A 14,550-nucleotide genomic window follows, 5' to 3' on the forward strand; every position below is an offset into this window, starting at 1 on the left:
CCTCGCCGCTGCCCGTGTGCTTCCAAGGCGGTCAAAAACCGCGAAAAATGCAGCCTTCTGATCCTTGCCGGAGCGCGCTCCACTCGATGATTCACCGCTTAAACGAGACACGGTCGTTGCAACTCCCAAAAATGCTGGGTGTTGCAACGACCGTTAGAACCCAAGCTTACCGCCGGGGGTCCTTGTCTGCGTCTTAGGTGAGTTGGCGTCTAGCGTGCTCCGGAAAGGAGGCCCTTCGCCAGCTCGTCGTTGAGGTCGGAGTTGAGTTCCCGATCGAGATCGCGGCCGTAGCGCTGAGCGAACTCCTGGGGGACGGTGTCCGGAACCGTCACGCCCTCAGCGACCGCGACGCGGTCGCTGACTTCACGGAGCATGCTCGAAAGCGGAACATCGAGGGCCGAGCAGATCGAGGACAGCAACTCCGAGGAAGCTTCCTTCTGGCCGCGTTCCACTTCACTCAGGTAGCCCAAGGAAACACGGGCACTGTGCGAGACTTCGCGGAGGGTACGGCCTTGGCGTTGGCGGACATCGCGCAGGACATCACCGATTTCGTGACGAAGTACAACCATCTTGCGCTCCTTCTGTTCGCTCTTTGCCTGATCGGCGAGGCCCACATCCTTCCAGCGGACAACGCCGTTTACGGATACGGGCTGCTTTACCATCTGTATCGCCTTGCTCCTCGTACTGTGTCGTCCGCCGGTGGGCGGACTCTGCTAATGACTTCATCCTAGGCGCCTCCCTTATTTGGAAGCGACACAATGTAACAACTATTCGGAATCAACTTTTGTTCCCGGCAACTTTACGCCCGGTAGCTTTCAGAAGATAGGGCTTCGAGCAGCCGCTCCAGGGCCGCACCACAGGCAAGGGCGCGGATCTCTGCGCGGGTGCCCTCAAAGGAATACGGGTACGACGTCGACCCTTCCGCCGTGGCGATGCCGATGAAGACCGTGCCAACGGCTTTGCCGTCATGCGGTTCGGGCCCTGCCACCCCGGTGGTGGACACGCCGATGTCGGCACCGCAGATGCGGCGCGCGCCGTCGGCCATGGCCGCCGCGACCTCTCCATCCACGGAGCCGACGGCGCCGAGCAGTGCGGCAGGAACGCCCAGGACGCCGGTCTTGACGGAATTGGCGTAGGACACCACGCCACCCTGCAGCATGGCGGAGGCACCGGGCGTGTCGGCCAGGACGGCGGCCACCATGCCGGCCGTCAGGGATTCGGCGGTGGCTGCAGTCATGCCGCGGCCGATGGCGCCGGTGACTGCCTGCTCCGACATCCGGTGAAGATTGGGGTGAAGCTTGGCGTGCAGACCGGAATCCGCGTTGTCGTTCGGCTCGGTCATGGCTTGCTCTCCCCTACCCGTGCTTTCTCGGCCCTGATCCCGGAAGCGCGGACCTTGAGGGCCTCAATGACGTATTCGCCGCCGGTCCACAGGGTGATGGCCAGGGCAACCATCATGACGACGAACGCTACAACGCTGAGCCAGGGGGCAATTGCCGAGAGCGGAAGGATGTACAGGAAGATCGCCAACGTCTGCACCACTGTTTTGAGCTTCCCGCCGCGCGAGGCCGGAATCACGCCGTAACGGATGACGAAGAACCGCAGCGCGGTGATGCCCCATTCCCTGGCCAGGATCAGGATCGTAACCCACCACGGGAGTTCCTGCAGCAGCGAGAGCATGACCAGGGCAGAACCGATCAGGAGCTTGTCCGCGATCGGGTCCGCGATCTTGCCGAAGTCGGTGACCAGTCCGCGGGACCGGGCGATGTCGCCGTCGAGCTTGTCCGTGTAGATCGCGACGGCGAAAACGAACGCGGCGGCCCAGCGCCAGACGCCGTTTTGGGCCTGCAGCCCGGGGGCGTCGAGGATCAGGAACCAGACGAAGAAGGGCACCAGAACAATCCGCAGCATCGTCAGGATGTTCGGCAGGTTCCAGATCCGCGAGGCGGACCCGGCGTTGGCTTCGGCGCTATTCACCTTCCTAGGCTACCGTCTCCACACGCTACCGGCCGGTGAGCGACCAGGCGTCCTCCGAGCCGTCCTCGTCCTCGGAGCTGTCGGCGCCGTCGTGGTAGTCGATGGCCTGCGTACGGTTATCCAGATCGGCCGCCACGAGGTCCTCCGCGTAGCCGCCCTGGGCGATGTTTGCGTTGGCGTTATCGCTGAGGGCCGCCGTCTGGGAGTCCGCGGCGGCGGGAGCCTCGAGGCCCTTCATTGCGGCGAGCACGGCGGCGAGATCGTCCGGCTTGACCAGCACATCGCGGGCCTTGGAGCCCTCGGACGGGCCCACCACACCGCGTGACTCCAGCAGGTCCATGAGGCGTCCGGCCTTGGCGAAGCCGACCCGGAGCTTGCGCTGCAGCATCGACGTGGAGCCGAACTGGGTGGTGACCACCAGCTCCGTCGCCTGCAGCAGGACCTCGAGGTCGTCCCCGATGTCGTCGTCGATCTGCTTCTTCTGCGCTTCGGGCGCGACGTCGTCACGGTAGACGGCCTGGAGCTGGCCCTTGACGTGCTCCACCACCTTGTGGATCTCTGATTCGGTGACCCACGCGCCCTGGACACGCATCGCCTTGGAGGCACCCATCGGCAGGAACAAAGCGTCACCCTGGCCGATCAGCTTTTCGGCCCCCGGCTGGTCCAGGACCACCCGGGAGTCCGTGACGGAGGAGGTGGCGAAGGCCATGCGGGAGGGCACGTTGGCCTTGATCAGGCCGGTCACGACGTCGACGGACGGACGCTGGGTGGCCAGCACCAGGTGGATGCCGGCCGCGCGGGCCAGCTGCGTGATGCGGACAATGGAGTCTTCGACGTCGCGCGGGGCCACCATCATGAGGTCGGCGAGTTCGTCCACAATCACCAGCAGGTACGGGTACGGCTTGATGACGCGCTTAGAGTCCACCGGAGGGTGGACCTTGCCGGCCCGAACGGCCTTGTTGAAGTCGTCGATGTGCTTGAACCCGTAGTTGGCGAGGTCGTCGTAGCGGGCGTCCATTTCCCGAACCACCCACTGCAGCGCCTCAGCCGCTTTCTTCGGGTTGGTGATGATGGGGGTGATGAGGTGCGGGACCCCCTCGTAGGCCGTCAGTTCCACGCGCTTGGGGTCCACCATGACCATGCGGACCTCGTCCGGGGTGGCCCGCATCAGGATCGAGGTGATCATCGAGTTCACGAAAGAAGACTTGCCGGCACCGGTGGCGCCAGCGACCAGCAAGTGCGGCATCTTGGCGAGGTTGGCCACGACGTAGCCGCCCTCGACGTCCTTGCCGACGCCCATGACCATGGGGTGGTCGGTGCGCCGGGCGTTCTGGCTGCGGAGCACGTCGCCCAACGACACGGTCTCGCGGTCCGTATTGGGGATTTCGATGCCGATAGCGGACTTGCCCGGGATGGGGCTCAGGATCCGCACGTCCGAGCTCGCCACGGCGTAGGAGATGTTCTTGGACAGCGCGGTCACCCGCTCCACCTTGGTGCCCGGGGACAGCTCGATCTCATAGCGGGTGACAGTGGGGCCGCGGCTGAAACCGGTCACCTGGGCGTCCACGTTGAACTGGGTAAGCGTCTCGGTCAGTGAGGCCACGATGGCGTCGTTGGCCTCAGTGCGTTCCTTCGGAATCGAACCGGGCGTGAGCATGTCCGACGCCGGGAGCGTGTAGGTAACATCGCCGGCCAGCGAGAGCTGCTCGGTCCGCTGCGGGATCGGGGTGGGCAGCGGTGCCGGTGCCACCGGATTGGCGGGAACCTTCGCGGCCGCCGGGTTCTGGGTACCCGCGCCCACCATCCCGGGGGTCACCATCGGAATGGCTTCGGTCGCGTTCTCGCCAGCGGAGGACTCGGCCGCGCCCAGCGTGGAGGAGCCGAGCCCCTGGGCCGCCTTGATCTTTTCGACGGCGATCTCGGCCTGCGTGGGACGGCGGACTCCCGGCGCGACGTCGGGCGCCGCACTGGACAGCGCCTTGGCGCCCTTCCCCTTCGCGGGCGGCCCGGCGTCACCGGCTTCCTCATCGTCGATCAGCGCCCGCTCGAACGCTTCGTCACCGACGTAGCCTTCGACGTCGGCGTCGTCCTGGTCCTTGCCGAACAGCCGCTTGCGCCTCTTCTTGGGTGCGGCCGGGGCGTCGTTCTCGTAGAGGTAGCTGCGGTCATGCCCGTCGTCGACGTCGTCGTCGCGCAGGTCTATGCCCATCAGATGCTCGTATCCGCCGCGCAGGCGCCCGGGGATGGCGCCGAAGGGCGTCGCGGTGACGATCAGCAGCGAGGTGAAGGCGAGCAGGCCGTACACCACCACTGGGACTGCCGGGTGGAGTGCGGCCAGCGGGGCCGCGGCGAGGTAACCGAGCATGCCGCCGGCCCTGCGCAACCCGTCGAACCCCTCAGCCACGGTCGGCTGGCCACCGATCACGTGGGCCAGGCCGGAGCCGGCAAGGGTCATGATCAGGAAGCCGATGCCGATCCTGTTGTTGCCCCGGCCGTCATCGGGCTGGCGGAACAGGCGGAAGGCGCACACGAACAGCATCAGCGGCAGCAGCAGGGACATCCAGCCGAAGGTGCCGTTGACAACCGCAAACACACGGTCCGGGAACCAGCCTTGGAACCCCCACCAGGCAAACGTGGCGATGAAGACGCCCAGTGCCAGGTTGAACAGCGCGGCACCGTCGCGGCGGTCCTCGGGGGCGAGGTCGCTGACGTCGTAGCCGACCCGCCGGATACCCGCGCCGACAACGTGGCCGATGCCGAGCCACGCACCGGCCAGGACCCGTACGGCCCACGACTGGTGCGGCTCGACGGCGGCCATCTGCCGGGTCCGGGCCGTGGCTGCGGTTCCACCTGCGGCGCCCCGTGGCCGGGCGGATTTGGATGCGGCGGGACTGGACCCCCGGCCGGGAGAACTGCCTGATTTGCCGCTTGAGTTTCCTCTAGGCGCGGAAGAAGTACGAGTCGCCATACCCGCCACGGTACCGGACGACGGGCCGAAAACCCCGGATTTCCGCGGCGTCCGGGATCATGTTGCCTGCCGCACCAACGGGCAACGGCCTCCCCTGCCCGCCGCCGCCCGAGGCTGCGCGCGGGCCGGAGAGGCCGTTCACCGGGATAGTCCCGCAGTGCGGGGGCTGACGCCGCCCTGCGCTTTCCTACGCTTCCAGGACCACCGGGATGATCATGGGCTTGCGGCGCAGTTTGCGGTTGACCCAGGTGCCCACCACGCGCCGGACGACCTGCTGCAGCTGGTGCGTCGTGTGGTCGGTGCGGTTCTGCACGGCCTCTTCGAGGGCCGCGTTGATCTTGGGGATGATCTCGTCGAAGACTGAATCGTCCTCGGCCACGCCGCGGGCGTGGATCTCCGGTCCGGAGACCACCTTCCCGGTGGCACGGTGGATGACGGTGATGATGGAGATGAAGCCTTCGTCGCCGAGAGTCTGCCGGTCCTTGAGATCAGCTTCGGTCACCTCGCCGACGCTGGAGCCGTCAACATAGACGAAACCGACCTCGACCTGGCCCACGATATCGGCCTGGTGGTCGCGCAGGTCAATCACCGTGCCGTTGTCCGCGAGCAGAATGCTCTCCTCCGGAACTCCGGATTCAAGGGCGATCTTGCCGTTGGCGATGAGGTGCCGGGTTTCGCCGTGCACCGGCATGGCGTTGAGCGGTTCAAGGATGTTGTAGCAGTAAAGCAGTTCGCCGGCGGCAGCGTGCCCGGAGACGTGCACCTTGGCGTTGCCCTTGTGGATGACGTCCGCGCCCAGCTTCAGCAGCCCGTTGATGATGCGGAAGACCGCGTTTTCGTTGCCCGGGATCAGGCTTGAGGCGAGGATGACGGTGTCGCCTTCACCCACGACGACGCGGTGGTCGCCGTTGGCCATGCGGGACAAGGCCGCCATGGGCTCGCCCTGGGAACCGGTGGACATCAGCACCACGCGGTTGTCCGGCAGGTTGTCGATGTTCTTGATGTCGACGAGGATCCCGGCCGGGACCTCCAGATAGCCCAGCTTCGCGGCGATGGCCATGTTCCGGACCATGGAGCGGCCCACGAAGGCCACCTTGCGGTTGTGGTTGGCGGCGGCGTCGAGCACCTGCTGGACGCGGTGCACGTGGGACGAGAAGGAGGCCACGATGATGCGCTTGGAGGCCTGGCCGAACATCCGGTCCAGCGTGGGTCCGATTTCCTTCTCGGCGGTGGTGAAGCCCGGGACGTCGGCATTGGTCGAGTCCGACATGAACAGGTCCACGCCTTCTTCGCCCAGTTTGGCGAAGTGCCGGAGGTCGGTAATGCGGCCGTCCAGCGGCAGCTGGTCCATCTTGAAGTCACCGGTGTGCAGGACGGTGCCGCCCGCGGTTCGGAGGAACACTGCCAGGGCGTCCGGGATCGAGTGGTTGACGGCGACGAACTCGCATTCGAATGGCCCGAACTTCTCGACCTGGCCCTCGACGACCGTCATCGTGTACGGCTTGATCCGGTGCTCCTGCAGCTTGGCCTCAATGAGGGCCAGCGTCAGCTGGGAACCCACAATGGGGATGTCGGCGCGCAGGCGCAGCAGGTACGGCACTGCTCCGATGTGGTCCTCGTGGCCGTGCGTCAGCACCACCGCGACGATGTCCTCGAGACGGTTCTCGATGTAGGAGAAGTCCGGCAGGATGAGGTCGACGCCGGGCTGCGTCTCCTCGGGGAACAGCACGCCGCAGTCAACGATGAGGAGCTTGCCCTCGATCTCGAAAACGGTCATATTGCGGCCGATTTCCCCGATGCCGCCGAGCGGGACAATCCGCAGGGTGTTCTTCGGCAGTCTCGGGGGCGTGGCAAGGCCGGGAAGGGCGGTTTGGGTCATAATGCACTACTTTCCAGGCAGAAGCCGGGCTGGTTCTTGACGGTCAGGAGATACTCCTGATCAGGACAAGGCCATCCCCGCTTCCGCCAAATCCTCGCGGATGATTGCGATCTCGGCCTCGCCCGGCTCCACGAGGGGCAAACGGACAACCGAGTTGGGCAGGACTCCCTGCCACTTAAGAACCTGCTTGGCAGCGACAGCACCCTGGATATGGGTCATCACTGCGCGGACCACGGGGTCCAGTTCGAAATGTAAGGTGCGGGCGGTTGCGAAATCACCTGCAAGGGCGGCATCGATCAGGGCGCGGAACTGCCGCGACGCGACGTGCGCAGAGACACTCACCAGCCCGACGGCGCCGGCGGCCATCCAGGGCAGTGTGAGTCCGTCATCGCCGGAGTAGACGTCAAGGTCGGTGTTCGCCAAAACCTGGGTGACGGCGGCGAAATCGGCCTTGGCATCCTTGAGGGCAACGATGTTGGGGTGGTCGGCGAGCCGGATCATGGTCTCCGGCTCGATGGGCACGCCGGCGCGGCCGGGAATGTCGTACACCATGACGGGGAGGTCGGCGGCGTCTGCCACGGCCTCGATGTGGGCGATGATGCCGGCCTGGCTCGGTTTGTTGTAATACGGCGTGACGATCAACTGGCCATGGGCGCCGGCCTTGGCGGCGCGCTTGGCCATCTCGATCGAGTGTGACGTGTGGTTGGTCCCGGTTCCCGCGATCACCTTCGCGCGGTCCCCGACGGCCTCGACAATGACCCGGAAAAGCTTCTCTTTCTCGTCGTCCTCGAGCGTGGAGGTTTCCCCCGTCGTGCCGGAGATAACGAGGGCATCATTGCCTTCGTCAACGAGCTTGTTCGCCAGTTCCGCGTTCTGCTGATAGTCGACCTCACCGTCGGTGGTGAAAGGTGTGACCATCGCGGTCACGAGGTTCCCGAACGTGCAAGAGCGAATATCAGAGTCAGCCATATGAAAAACGTTACCTTGTCTCCGGCATGTGAGGACAATGGCGAGGGTGTGACGAACGTCAAACTCGCCGGGCCGCACGTCACTTTTAGGCCATCCGGCAGGAGCTCAGGGCTGCCGGTACCGCTCCAGCAGGCTGTACTGGAGGCTAGCCGTCAGCACTTCGGTCCCGGTCCCGGCCGCCTGGCCGTGCGGGAGCCCCTCGGGCCCCCAAAAGCCGCTCAGCCCGCAGGAAGGGCCCAGCGGCGTGGCGCCCCCGAGGTTCGCCAGGACGGAGAACATCCGGTTGTCCATGGCGCGGGCACCAAGGTGCAGCCCCAGCCGATGGTCTTCCCCGGCCGTGTAGAGCGCCGAGACGGCATAGACGTCAGCGCCCGCCTGCGCAGCCCACTCCGCGTGGCCCGGGTGGGCTGCGTCGAAACAAAGCGCCAAAGCGACCTTCCAGCCGTCGACCTCCAGCACCGCGGGCTGGCTGCCGGCAACGAAAAGCTCTTGCTCCGCCCCGTGCAGCCGGGTCTTGAAGCTGGGCTCGACAGATCCCGCGGGGTGGATCGCAAGGGACGCCAGGCGCGGCGTGCCGTCGTCCTCCTTGAACGCAGCACCAACCACGGCCGTGATTCCAGTGCGCCGGCAGATTTCGCGGATGCCGTCCAGGCGTCCGTCGGCTGCGCTCAGCCAGTCCCCCGGCCCCTCCAGCAGGTCCAGCCGGTACCCGGTCAGGGAGAGTTCGGGAAAGATGACGAGCCGGGCCCCGTGCGACTCCGCGTCCTCGATCAAGCGGATGTGTTCGGGGACGTTGGCCGCCACGCCACCATCCGAGGCGGCGTACTGAACGGCGGAAAGCGTCAGCGGGGTAATTGAGCCAGTGGTCACCCTGTCATCCTAGGCATTCACCTCCCGCTTGATCATCGGAGGATGCGTAAGGTGCCGTGGGGATCGAGCAGTAACGTCCGACGGCTGTCTCCCGCAGCGACTCGGCCCAGGAGGCGAGGCGCTGGGCCGCCCGCACATAGTGGAACAATTCCGTTGGCGTGAGGGCGTCGAGATCAGTCTCAGCCAGCCGCCGGGCCAGCTCCGCTCCCGGCGGCGCCGCGGCCAGGGCCGTTCCCTCCTGGCCCCACTGGACATCTTCCGCCGGCTGGCCCGCAACAAGCCGCCGGAAGAGAAAGTCCACGACGCCCGGGCTCATGGCCTTGAGGACTCCAGCGCCGGCTTCACGGCCCTCGTCACGGCCAGCGGCCGGCAGGCCGGACCGTTCCGGGCGGGCGTAGTCGGGGTTCAGGAATGCGGGCTCTGAGGCGTTGTCCATGCAGCCATGTTATTCGAACATATATTCGAATACAAGGCTCGGCGCGGTCCCTTTATGGCGCTGTGAACAGGCCGAACATGAGACGATCAGACGATGACCGCACGCGGAACCGCCACTGCCTTCCGGACCGCCAAAGGGACCTCTGCCGGAGTCCGCCTCGCCGGGATCGACGCGGCACGCGGCCTGGCGTTGCTGGCAATGATGGCCACCCACGTACTGCCGATCTTCGAGCCGGACCCACAGCTCACGCCGACCTGGGTGGGGCTGGCATTTTCCGGACGGGCGGCTGCACTGTTTGCTGTGCTAGCGGGCGTTGGCCTGGCCCTGTCCACCGGCAAGCAGCATCCTCTCGAGGGATCCGCGCTGGGAGCTGCGCGCCGTGGCATCGCCCTCAGGGCGCTCGTGGTAGGTGCCGTCGGCCTCTCGGTAGGCGGCCTGGAAGTCAATATCGCCATCATCCTGGTCCACTACGCGCTTTTGTTCTTGTGCGTGTTGCCGTTTGTCGGACTTGGAGCCAAGCGCCTTCTACTGCTCGCGGCCGCTTGGGTCCTGGCCTCCCCCGTGCTGGCCTACCTGTTGCGGCCCTGGCTGCTGGCTGCAGACCCGCCCTTGCGGCTGGGGCACAACCCCGGCTGGGAGGACCTGACCACACCGGCGAGGCTGCTGGGCGACCTATTCCTTACGGGCTATTACCCTGTCCTGCAGTGGGTCGCCTATCTTCTGGCGGGGCTGGCGATCGGCCGGTTAGCGCTCTCTAAGAGTCTGACGCCGTTCCTGCTGCTCGCCGCGGGAACGGTGGTGGCCCTTGGCGCCAAGTGGCTGGGCATAGTCCTGATGGAGGACTGGGGTGGAAGGCAGGCACTGGAGGCGCAGATCGGCGACCCCTCCTACCCCCTGGCGAGTCTGCTGCAGGTGAACCTTCTCGGCGTCGAACAGTCCGGCTCGGTGTGGTGGTTGGCCACCAGTTCACCGCACTCGGGCAGCACGCTGGATCTGCTCCACACCTCGGGGATCGCCGCCGCCGTGATTGGCGTGTGCCTGCTGCTCGCCCGGCTGGGCGAATGGCTGGAGCTTGACCTGCTGCTCGCGTTCCGCGGCGCCGGGGCCATGACGCTGAGCCTCTACACGGCGCATCTGTGCGTCATGGCGGCCCTCCACGATCAGGCGCTGGCGCCCGGGTGGAGCGTGGACGGCGTCTACTGGGCGCAGGTGATCGGCGTGCTGGTGATCGGAGCCGTCTTCGCGGCACTTGTCTGGCGCGGGCCGCTGGAGTGGGTCACCCACGCCGCCAACAGGGCGGGGAGCTACCAGCCGACCCGGGCCCGCCAATCGACCCGCTTCCGGTAGCGAGGAGCCCGTGGCTGCTACCCGTTATCTATTCGGGTTTCGGGGAGCCTTCGCGGAACATTCGCACGGCATCCCGCATCGAGGTGCGGGCGCGCTTACGGTCGCCGGCCGCGTCGTAGGCACAGCTGAGCCGGAACCATGAACGCCAGTCTTCCGGGGCAGCTTCCGCCTCGGCGCGGTATTTCTCGAATTCCCGGTCCGCTGCCTCTCTGACAATTCGACCGCCGGGCGTTCGCGGCAGGGTGTCCTCCGGCAGGCCTCCTTCGGCCTCGAGGATTTTCGCCAGACGCTCGGTGCGTGCACCGAACAGGAGTTCCCTGACCAGGGCCCAAGCCCCGATGACGGGCAGCACGAGGTAGGCGACGCCGATCGCCTTCGCCACCAGGCTGGGGTCCGACATGAGGAGCAGGGAACGCTGGAAGGACACCACCAGGTAAAACACCAGCAACAGCGTGACAGCCCCCACCCAGATCTTGGTGCGGTTGGCTTTCAGGGCAGACAAAGCAGCAGCCATCGAGCTCAGAGTCCCAGGTCCAGGTAGCCGTCGAGGCCCACGGTGAGCCCGGGGTGCGCGGCGACGTTGCGGACGCCGAGCAGCACGCCGGGCATGAAGGAGGCACGGTCGAAGGAGTCGTGGCGGAGCGTCAGCTGCTCGCCCGGGCCGCCCAGCAGGACCTCCTGGTGCGCGACGAGGCCGCGGAGCCGGACGCTGTGGACGCGGACGCCGTCGACGTCGCAGCCGCGGGCGCCGGCCAGCTCAGTGGTCGTGGCGTCCGGGCTGGAGGGCATCCCGGCCGCAGCGCGCTCGGCCGAGATGAGCTGCGCCGTCCGCACAGCCGTGCCGGAGGGGGCATCCACCTTGTCCGGATGGTGCAGTTCAATAATTTCGACCGAGTCGAAGTACCTGGATGCCTTGGCGGCAAAGGCGGAAGCCAGGACCGAACCGAGGGCGAAGTTCGGGGCGATGAGCACGCCGACGCCGGGCCGGGTGGCGAGGCGGTCCTGAAGATCCGCGAGCCGCCCGGCGTCCCAGCCGGTGGTGCCGACCACGGCGTGCATGCCGTGGTCGACGGCGAAGCGGACGTTCGCCTCGGTGCTTTCTGGGATGGTCAGGTCGACGACGATCTGTGCGCCGGAGCTGGTCAACGTTTCCAGGGAGTCGTTGCGGCCAAGTGCCGCGACGAGCACCAGGTCCGCGGCGGCGTCGATTGCTTTCACGGCCTCGGCGCCCATGCGTCCGCGGGCGCCCAGGACGGCGACGGAGAGTTGTTCGGTCATGCCATCAACCCTACCGCCGGGGCCGCGGCCTGCCGGAACCGGCGGTATTGGGTTACGAGCCTCCGTGGGCAGTGGTGACAAGTCCCGGCCCTGGCCTATTCGCCAGCCCCGACCCATTCAACAGTGCCGTCGGCGAAGAACTGTTCCTTCCAGATCGGCACCTGGGCTTTGACCCGGTCCACCAGTTCGGCGCACACTGCGAAAGCCTGGCCGCGGTGGGCGGCGGAGACTGCGCAGACCAGGGCAGGCTCGCCGATCTCGAGCATGCCGATCCGGTGGGCCGCCCAGATGCGCACGGGCTGCTGCTGTTCGTCAGCGCCAGGGGCCGGGACGGAGTGCTCCGCCACGAGCCGGGCGACGACGTCGGCCATCACCTGGTGCGCCGTCGGATGGGCGCTGTAGCTGAGCCTGGAGACGTGCTTGCCGCCGTCGTGGTTGCGGACCACACCGCTGAAGCTGACCACTGCCCCCGCGGTGTCCGATTCAACAGCCGCGATCGCCTGGTCCACCGAGATGGGCTCGGCGCTCAGGACGGCGTGTACGATTTCAAATCCGGTTTCAGTGCCCATGGCTGCCTTCCAGCTGGTCGCAGAGATGTCCCACGATGGGATCCAGCACGCTGAGCCCGTCCATGACGCCCTTGGGTGAACCGGGCAGGTTCACGATGAACGTCTGTCCGGCCGCGCCCGCGTGGCCCCGGCTGAGCATGGCCATCGGCGTCTTGGCGGCCCCGGCGTTCCGGATGCCCTCCATGATGCCGGGGATTTCCCGGTCCAGCAGGGGCAGGGTCTGTTCGGGGGTCGCGTCGGTGGGGCTCAGGCCCGTGCCGCCGCTGGTAATGATGACGGCCGGTCGCTGGCTCAGCAGGGCTCGGAGCGCGGCTCCCACCGGGGCCCCGTCCGGAACCACCAGGGCGGGAAACGGCTCAAAGCCGTGTTCGGTGAGCCAGTCGATGATGACGGGGCCCGTAAGGTCCTCATAGACGCCGGCTGCCGCTCGGGTGGAGGCAATCACGACGCCGGCCTTCCGGCCCGTCGCCTCGCCGTGGCGGTGCGGTTCGGGTGTGTTCATAGGGTCCAGTCCCCGCTCTTGCCGCCGCTTTTGGCGAGCACTTTGATGTCGGTCAGGACCGCGTGCTTGTCCACGGCCTTGATCATGTCATAGACGCTCAGCGCGGCGACCGACGCCGCGGTCAGTGCCTCCATCTCGACCCCGGTGACGCCGCGCGTCTTGACCGTGGCAAAAACGGTGACGAAGTCGGCGTCGAGCTCGAAGTCGATGGTGACCTTGGCGATGGGCAGCGGGTGGCACAGCGGGATCAGCTCGGGGGTTTTCTTGGCCGCCAGGATCCCGGCAACGCGGGCGACGGCGAGCGCGTCGCCCTTGGGTAGCTCGCCCGAGCCAAGGAGCGACAAAACCTCAGCCGTGCTGCGGACCGTTGCGGTGGCCGTGGCCTCCCGCGTGGATTCGGCCTTGTTGGACACATCAACCATCTGGGCTGTGCCGTCGTGGCGGAGGTGGGTCAGGCCGGTGCTTACGGCTGTGGAGTGGACGGTTCCGGCGTCAGCGTTGTCTGCTTCATTCACAGAATCCATACTTCCACTTCATCGCCCGCGGCGAGAGCCGCTGTCCCCTCGGGAATGTGGACGAGGGCATTGGAGCGGGCCAGGGCGTGGACCAGGTGGGACCCCGGGCCGCCCTCCAGCCGGACGGTGCCGTCCGGGGCCAGCGTGCCGCGCCGGACCTGGTGCTTGGCCGCCGGGGAGGTCAGTGGCTCGGCGAGCCGCGCGCGAACCGCCGGCCGCGGCGCCGGGGCACCGAAAAGCTCGGTGAGGACGGGACGCAGGAACATTTCGAAGGATACGAGGCAGCTCACCGGGTTGCCCGGGAATCCCAGCACGGGGACACCGTCGAAGCTGCCGATCCCCTGCGGGCCGCCCGGCTGCATCGCCACCGGGGTGAATTCGACGTCGTGTCCGGCCAGCGCCTGGCGGACCACCTCATAGGCGCCTTTGCTAACGCCCCCGGTGGTGATGATGAGGTCCACGGCCGGGGAATGCCGGCGCAGCAGTGCGGCCAGTTCGTCCGGCCGGTCGGTGGAGATGCCCGTTCGTGTGACCTCGAGCCCGGCCTGGCGCAGAGCGGACTCGAGCAGCGTGCCGTTGGAGTCGAAGATTTTGCCCGGTCCCAGCGGGCTGCCCGGTTCCACGACCTCGTCGCCCGTGGTGACCAGCAGGACCCGGAGGCGGACGCTGACGGGCACGTCCGTGTGGCCCATGGCCGCCAGGAGTCCCAGCTGGCCCGGGCCGAGGCACGTCCCGGCGCCGAGCGCGAGTTCACCCGAGCGAATGTCGCTGCCGGCGGTGCGCACAAACGTTCCGGCGGCCGTGGCAGGCACACGGACCGTGGCCGGCTCCCCGGGCAACGGGAACGAATCCGGTACCGCCTGCTCGATGGGAACGACGGCGTCGGCTCCGGCCGGCATCATGGCCCCCGTCATGATCGGCGCGGCGGTGCCGGCAGCCAGTTGCGCTGGTGCTGCCCCGGCCGGGACGGGCGCGACGACGCGCAGCTCCATGCCGCCGTCGGGCACGTCGCCGCTGCGGATCGCGAAGCCGTCCATCTGCGAGTTCGCAAACGGGGGCAGGTCCAGCGGGGCGTGAATGTCGGCGGCGAGTCCGCGGCCCAAGGCCGCCAGCAGCGGGAGCCGTTCTACCCGGTCCTCCGCGCGGAGCGGGGCCAGGAGCATCCGCACCTTGTCCCGGTGCGCTTCCACGTTGACGTGCATTGTCTCGGTGCGGTGCATGCGTTCCTGACCTTTGCTCA

The 14,550-nt window shown here is 67.1% G+C and carries 15 protein-coding genes; 1 reads left to right on the forward strand and 14 read right to left on the reverse strand.

Translation table 11 applies throughout. The features are described 5' to 3' along the window. Nucleotides 1-209: 209 nt before the first annotated feature. From ACFVVK_RS19330 to ACFVVK_RS19365, 8 genes are all read right to left on the reverse strand, one after another. The gene (locus ACFVVK_RS19330) at nucleotides 210-662 is read right to left on the reverse strand and encodes a helix-turn-helix domain-containing protein (RefSeq protein ID WP_390270747.1); all 453 of its coding nucleotides are present in this window, start codon (nucleotides 660-662) and stop codon (nucleotides 210-212) included. Between the two features lie 137 nt (nucleotides 663-799). Next, nucleotides 800-1,342, reverse strand: coding sequence for a CinA family protein (locus ACFVVK_RS19335; protein WP_390270750.1), 543 nt, complete (start codon nucleotides 1,340-1,342; stop codon nucleotides 800-802). Beyond that, entirely contained in the window at nucleotides 1,339-1,977 is a 639-nt protein-coding gene (gene pgsA, locus ACFVVK_RS19340) for a CDP-diacylglycerol--glycerol-3-phosphate 3-phosphatidyltransferase (RefSeq protein ID WP_390270752.1), read from the reverse strand. The genes ACFVVK_RS19335 and pgsA overlap by 4 nt, the downstream gene beginning before the upstream one ends. A 25-nt stretch (nucleotides 1,978-2,002) precedes the next feature. After that, nucleotides 2,003-4,945 carry a DNA translocase FtsK gene (locus ACFVVK_RS19345; protein ID WP_390270755.1) on the reverse strand — a complete coding sequence of 981 codons (2,943 nt, stop codon included), beginning with the start codon at nucleotides 4,943-4,945 and terminating at the stop codon, nucleotides 2,003-2,005. Between the two features lie 187 nt (nucleotides 4,946-5,132). After that, nucleotides 5,133-6,824, reverse strand: a complete 1,692-nt coding sequence (locus tag ACFVVK_RS19350; protein WP_390270758.1) for a ribonuclease J — start codon at nucleotides 6,822-6,824, stop codon at nucleotides 5,133-5,135. A gap of 60 nt (nucleotides 6,825-6,884) precedes the next feature. Next, entirely contained in the window at nucleotides 6,885-7,793 is a 909-nt protein-coding gene (gene dapA / locus ACFVVK_RS19355) for a 4-hydroxy-tetrahydrodipicolinate synthase (RefSeq protein ID WP_390270760.1), read from the reverse strand. A gap of 105 nt (nucleotides 7,794-7,898) precedes the next feature. After that, a complete protein-coding gene (locus tag ACFVVK_RS19360; protein ID WP_390270763.1) occupies nucleotides 7,899-8,663 on the reverse strand; it encodes a carbon-nitrogen hydrolase family protein in 765 nt (254 codons plus the stop codon). A gap of 4 nt (nucleotides 8,664-8,667) precedes the next feature. Then, complete coding sequence (locus tag ACFVVK_RS19365) at nucleotides 8,668-9,099, reverse strand: hypothetical protein (protein WP_390270766.1); 432 nt, start codon at nucleotides 9,097-9,099, stop codon at nucleotides 8,668-8,670. 93 nt (nucleotides 9,100-9,192) lie between these two features. Between ACFVVK_RS19365 and ACFVVK_RS19370 the strand changes: the two genes are divergently transcribed. After that, entirely contained in the window at nucleotides 9,193-10,446 is a 1,254-nt protein-coding gene (locus tag ACFVVK_RS19370) for a heparan-alpha-glucosaminide N-acetyltransferase domain-containing protein (protein WP_390270769.1), read from the forward strand. Between the two features lie 28 nt (nucleotides 10,447-10,474). Here the strand turns inward: ACFVVK_RS19370 and ACFVVK_RS19375 are convergent, their stop codons facing one another. From ACFVVK_RS19375 to glp, 6 genes are all read right to left on the reverse strand, one after another. Continuing rightward, nucleotides 10,475-10,960, reverse strand: a complete 486-nt coding sequence (locus ACFVVK_RS19375; RefSeq protein ID WP_390270771.1) for a hypothetical protein — start codon at nucleotides 10,958-10,960, stop codon at nucleotides 10,475-10,477. A 5-nt stretch (nucleotides 10,961-10,965) separates the two neighbouring features. After that, nucleotides 10,966-11,724, reverse strand: coding sequence for a 4-hydroxy-tetrahydrodipicolinate reductase (dapB, locus tag ACFVVK_RS19380; RefSeq protein WP_390270774.1), 759 nt, complete (start codon nucleotides 11,722-11,724; stop codon nucleotides 10,966-10,968). Between the two features lie 95 nt (nucleotides 11,725-11,819). Beyond that, nucleotides 11,820-12,293 carry a molybdenum cofactor biosynthesis protein MoaE gene (locus tag ACFVVK_RS19385; protein ID WP_390270777.1) on the reverse strand — a complete coding sequence of 158 codons (474 nt, stop codon included), beginning with the start codon at nucleotides 12,291-12,293 and terminating at the stop codon, nucleotides 11,820-11,822. Beyond that, nucleotides 12,283-12,795 carry a MogA/MoaB family molybdenum cofactor biosynthesis protein gene (locus tag ACFVVK_RS19390; protein WP_390270780.1) on the reverse strand — a complete coding sequence of 171 codons (513 nt, stop codon included), beginning with the start codon at nucleotides 12,793-12,795 and terminating at the stop codon, nucleotides 12,283-12,285. Before ACFVVK_RS19390 ends, ACFVVK_RS19385 begins: the two co-directional genes overlap by 11 nt. Next, the gene (gene moaC, locus ACFVVK_RS19395) at nucleotides 12,792-13,319 is read right to left on the reverse strand and encodes a cyclic pyranopterin monophosphate synthase MoaC (protein WP_390270783.1); all 528 of its coding nucleotides are present in this window, start codon (nucleotides 13,317-13,319) and stop codon (nucleotides 12,792-12,794) included. Before moaC ends, ACFVVK_RS19390 begins: the two co-directional genes overlap by 4 nt. Further along, nucleotides 13,307-14,530 carry a gephyrin-like molybdotransferase Glp gene (gene glp, locus ACFVVK_RS19400; protein WP_390270786.1) on the reverse strand — a complete coding sequence of 408 codons (1,224 nt, stop codon included), beginning with the start codon at nucleotides 14,528-14,530 and terminating at the stop codon, nucleotides 13,307-13,309. Before glp ends, moaC begins: the two co-directional genes overlap by 13 nt. Nucleotides 14,531-14,550: the final 20 nt, after the last annotated feature.

Source organism: Arthrobacter sp. NPDC058192, assembly GCF_042883665.1.
Classification (GTDB): Bacteria; Actinomycetota; Actinomycetes; order Actinomycetales; family Micrococcaceae; genus Arthrobacter.

Coding starts and splice junctions, on each gene's coding strand:
- dapB (WP_390270774.1), bottom strand. CDS start 11,724: ATGACCGAACAACTCTCCGTCGCCGTCCTGGGCGCCCGCGGACGCATG.
- ACFVVK_RS19330 (WP_390270747.1), bottom strand. CDS start 662: ATGGTAAAGCAGCCCGTATCCGTAAACGGCGTTGTCCGCTGGAAGGAT.
- ACFVVK_RS19390 (WP_390270780.1), bottom strand. CDS start 12,795: ATGAACACACCCGAACCGCACCGCCACGGCGAGGCGACGGGCCGGAAG.
- ACFVVK_RS19335 (WP_390270750.1), bottom strand. CDS start 1,342: ATGACCGAGCCGAACGACAACGCGGATTCCGGTCTGCACGCCAAGCTT.
- ACFVVK_RS19375 (WP_390270771.1), bottom strand. CDS start 10,960: ATGGCTGCTGCTTTGTCTGCCCTGAAAGCCAACCGCACCAAGATCTGG.
- ACFVVK_RS19350 (WP_390270758.1), bottom strand. CDS start 6,824: ATGACCCAAACCGCCCTTCCCGGCCTTGCCACGCCCCCGAGACTGCCG.
- ACFVVK_RS19345 (WP_390270755.1), bottom strand. CDS start 4,945: ATGGCGACTCGTACTTCTTCCGCGCCTAGAGGAAACTCAAGCGGCAAA.
- moaC (WP_390270783.1), bottom strand. CDS start 13,319: ATGGATTCTGTGAATGAAGCAGACAACGCTGACGCCGGAACCGTCCAC.
- ACFVVK_RS19365 (WP_390270766.1), bottom strand. CDS start 9,099: ATGGACAACGCCTCAGAGCCCGCATTCCTGAACCCCGACTACGCCCGC.
- ACFVVK_RS19385 (WP_390270777.1), bottom strand. CDS start 12,293: ATGGGCACTGAAACCGGATTTGAAATCGTACACGCCGTCCTGAGCGCC.
- dapA (WP_390270760.1), bottom strand. CDS start 7,793: ATGGCTGACTCTGATATTCGCTCTTGCACGTTCGGGAACCTCGTGACC.
- ACFVVK_RS19370 (WP_390270769.1), top strand. CDS start 9,193: ATGACCGCACGCGGAACCGCCACTGCCTTCCGGACCGCCAAAGGGACC.
- glp (WP_390270786.1), bottom strand. CDS start 14,530: ATGCACCGCACCGAGACAATGCACGTCAACGTGGAAGCGCACCGGGAC.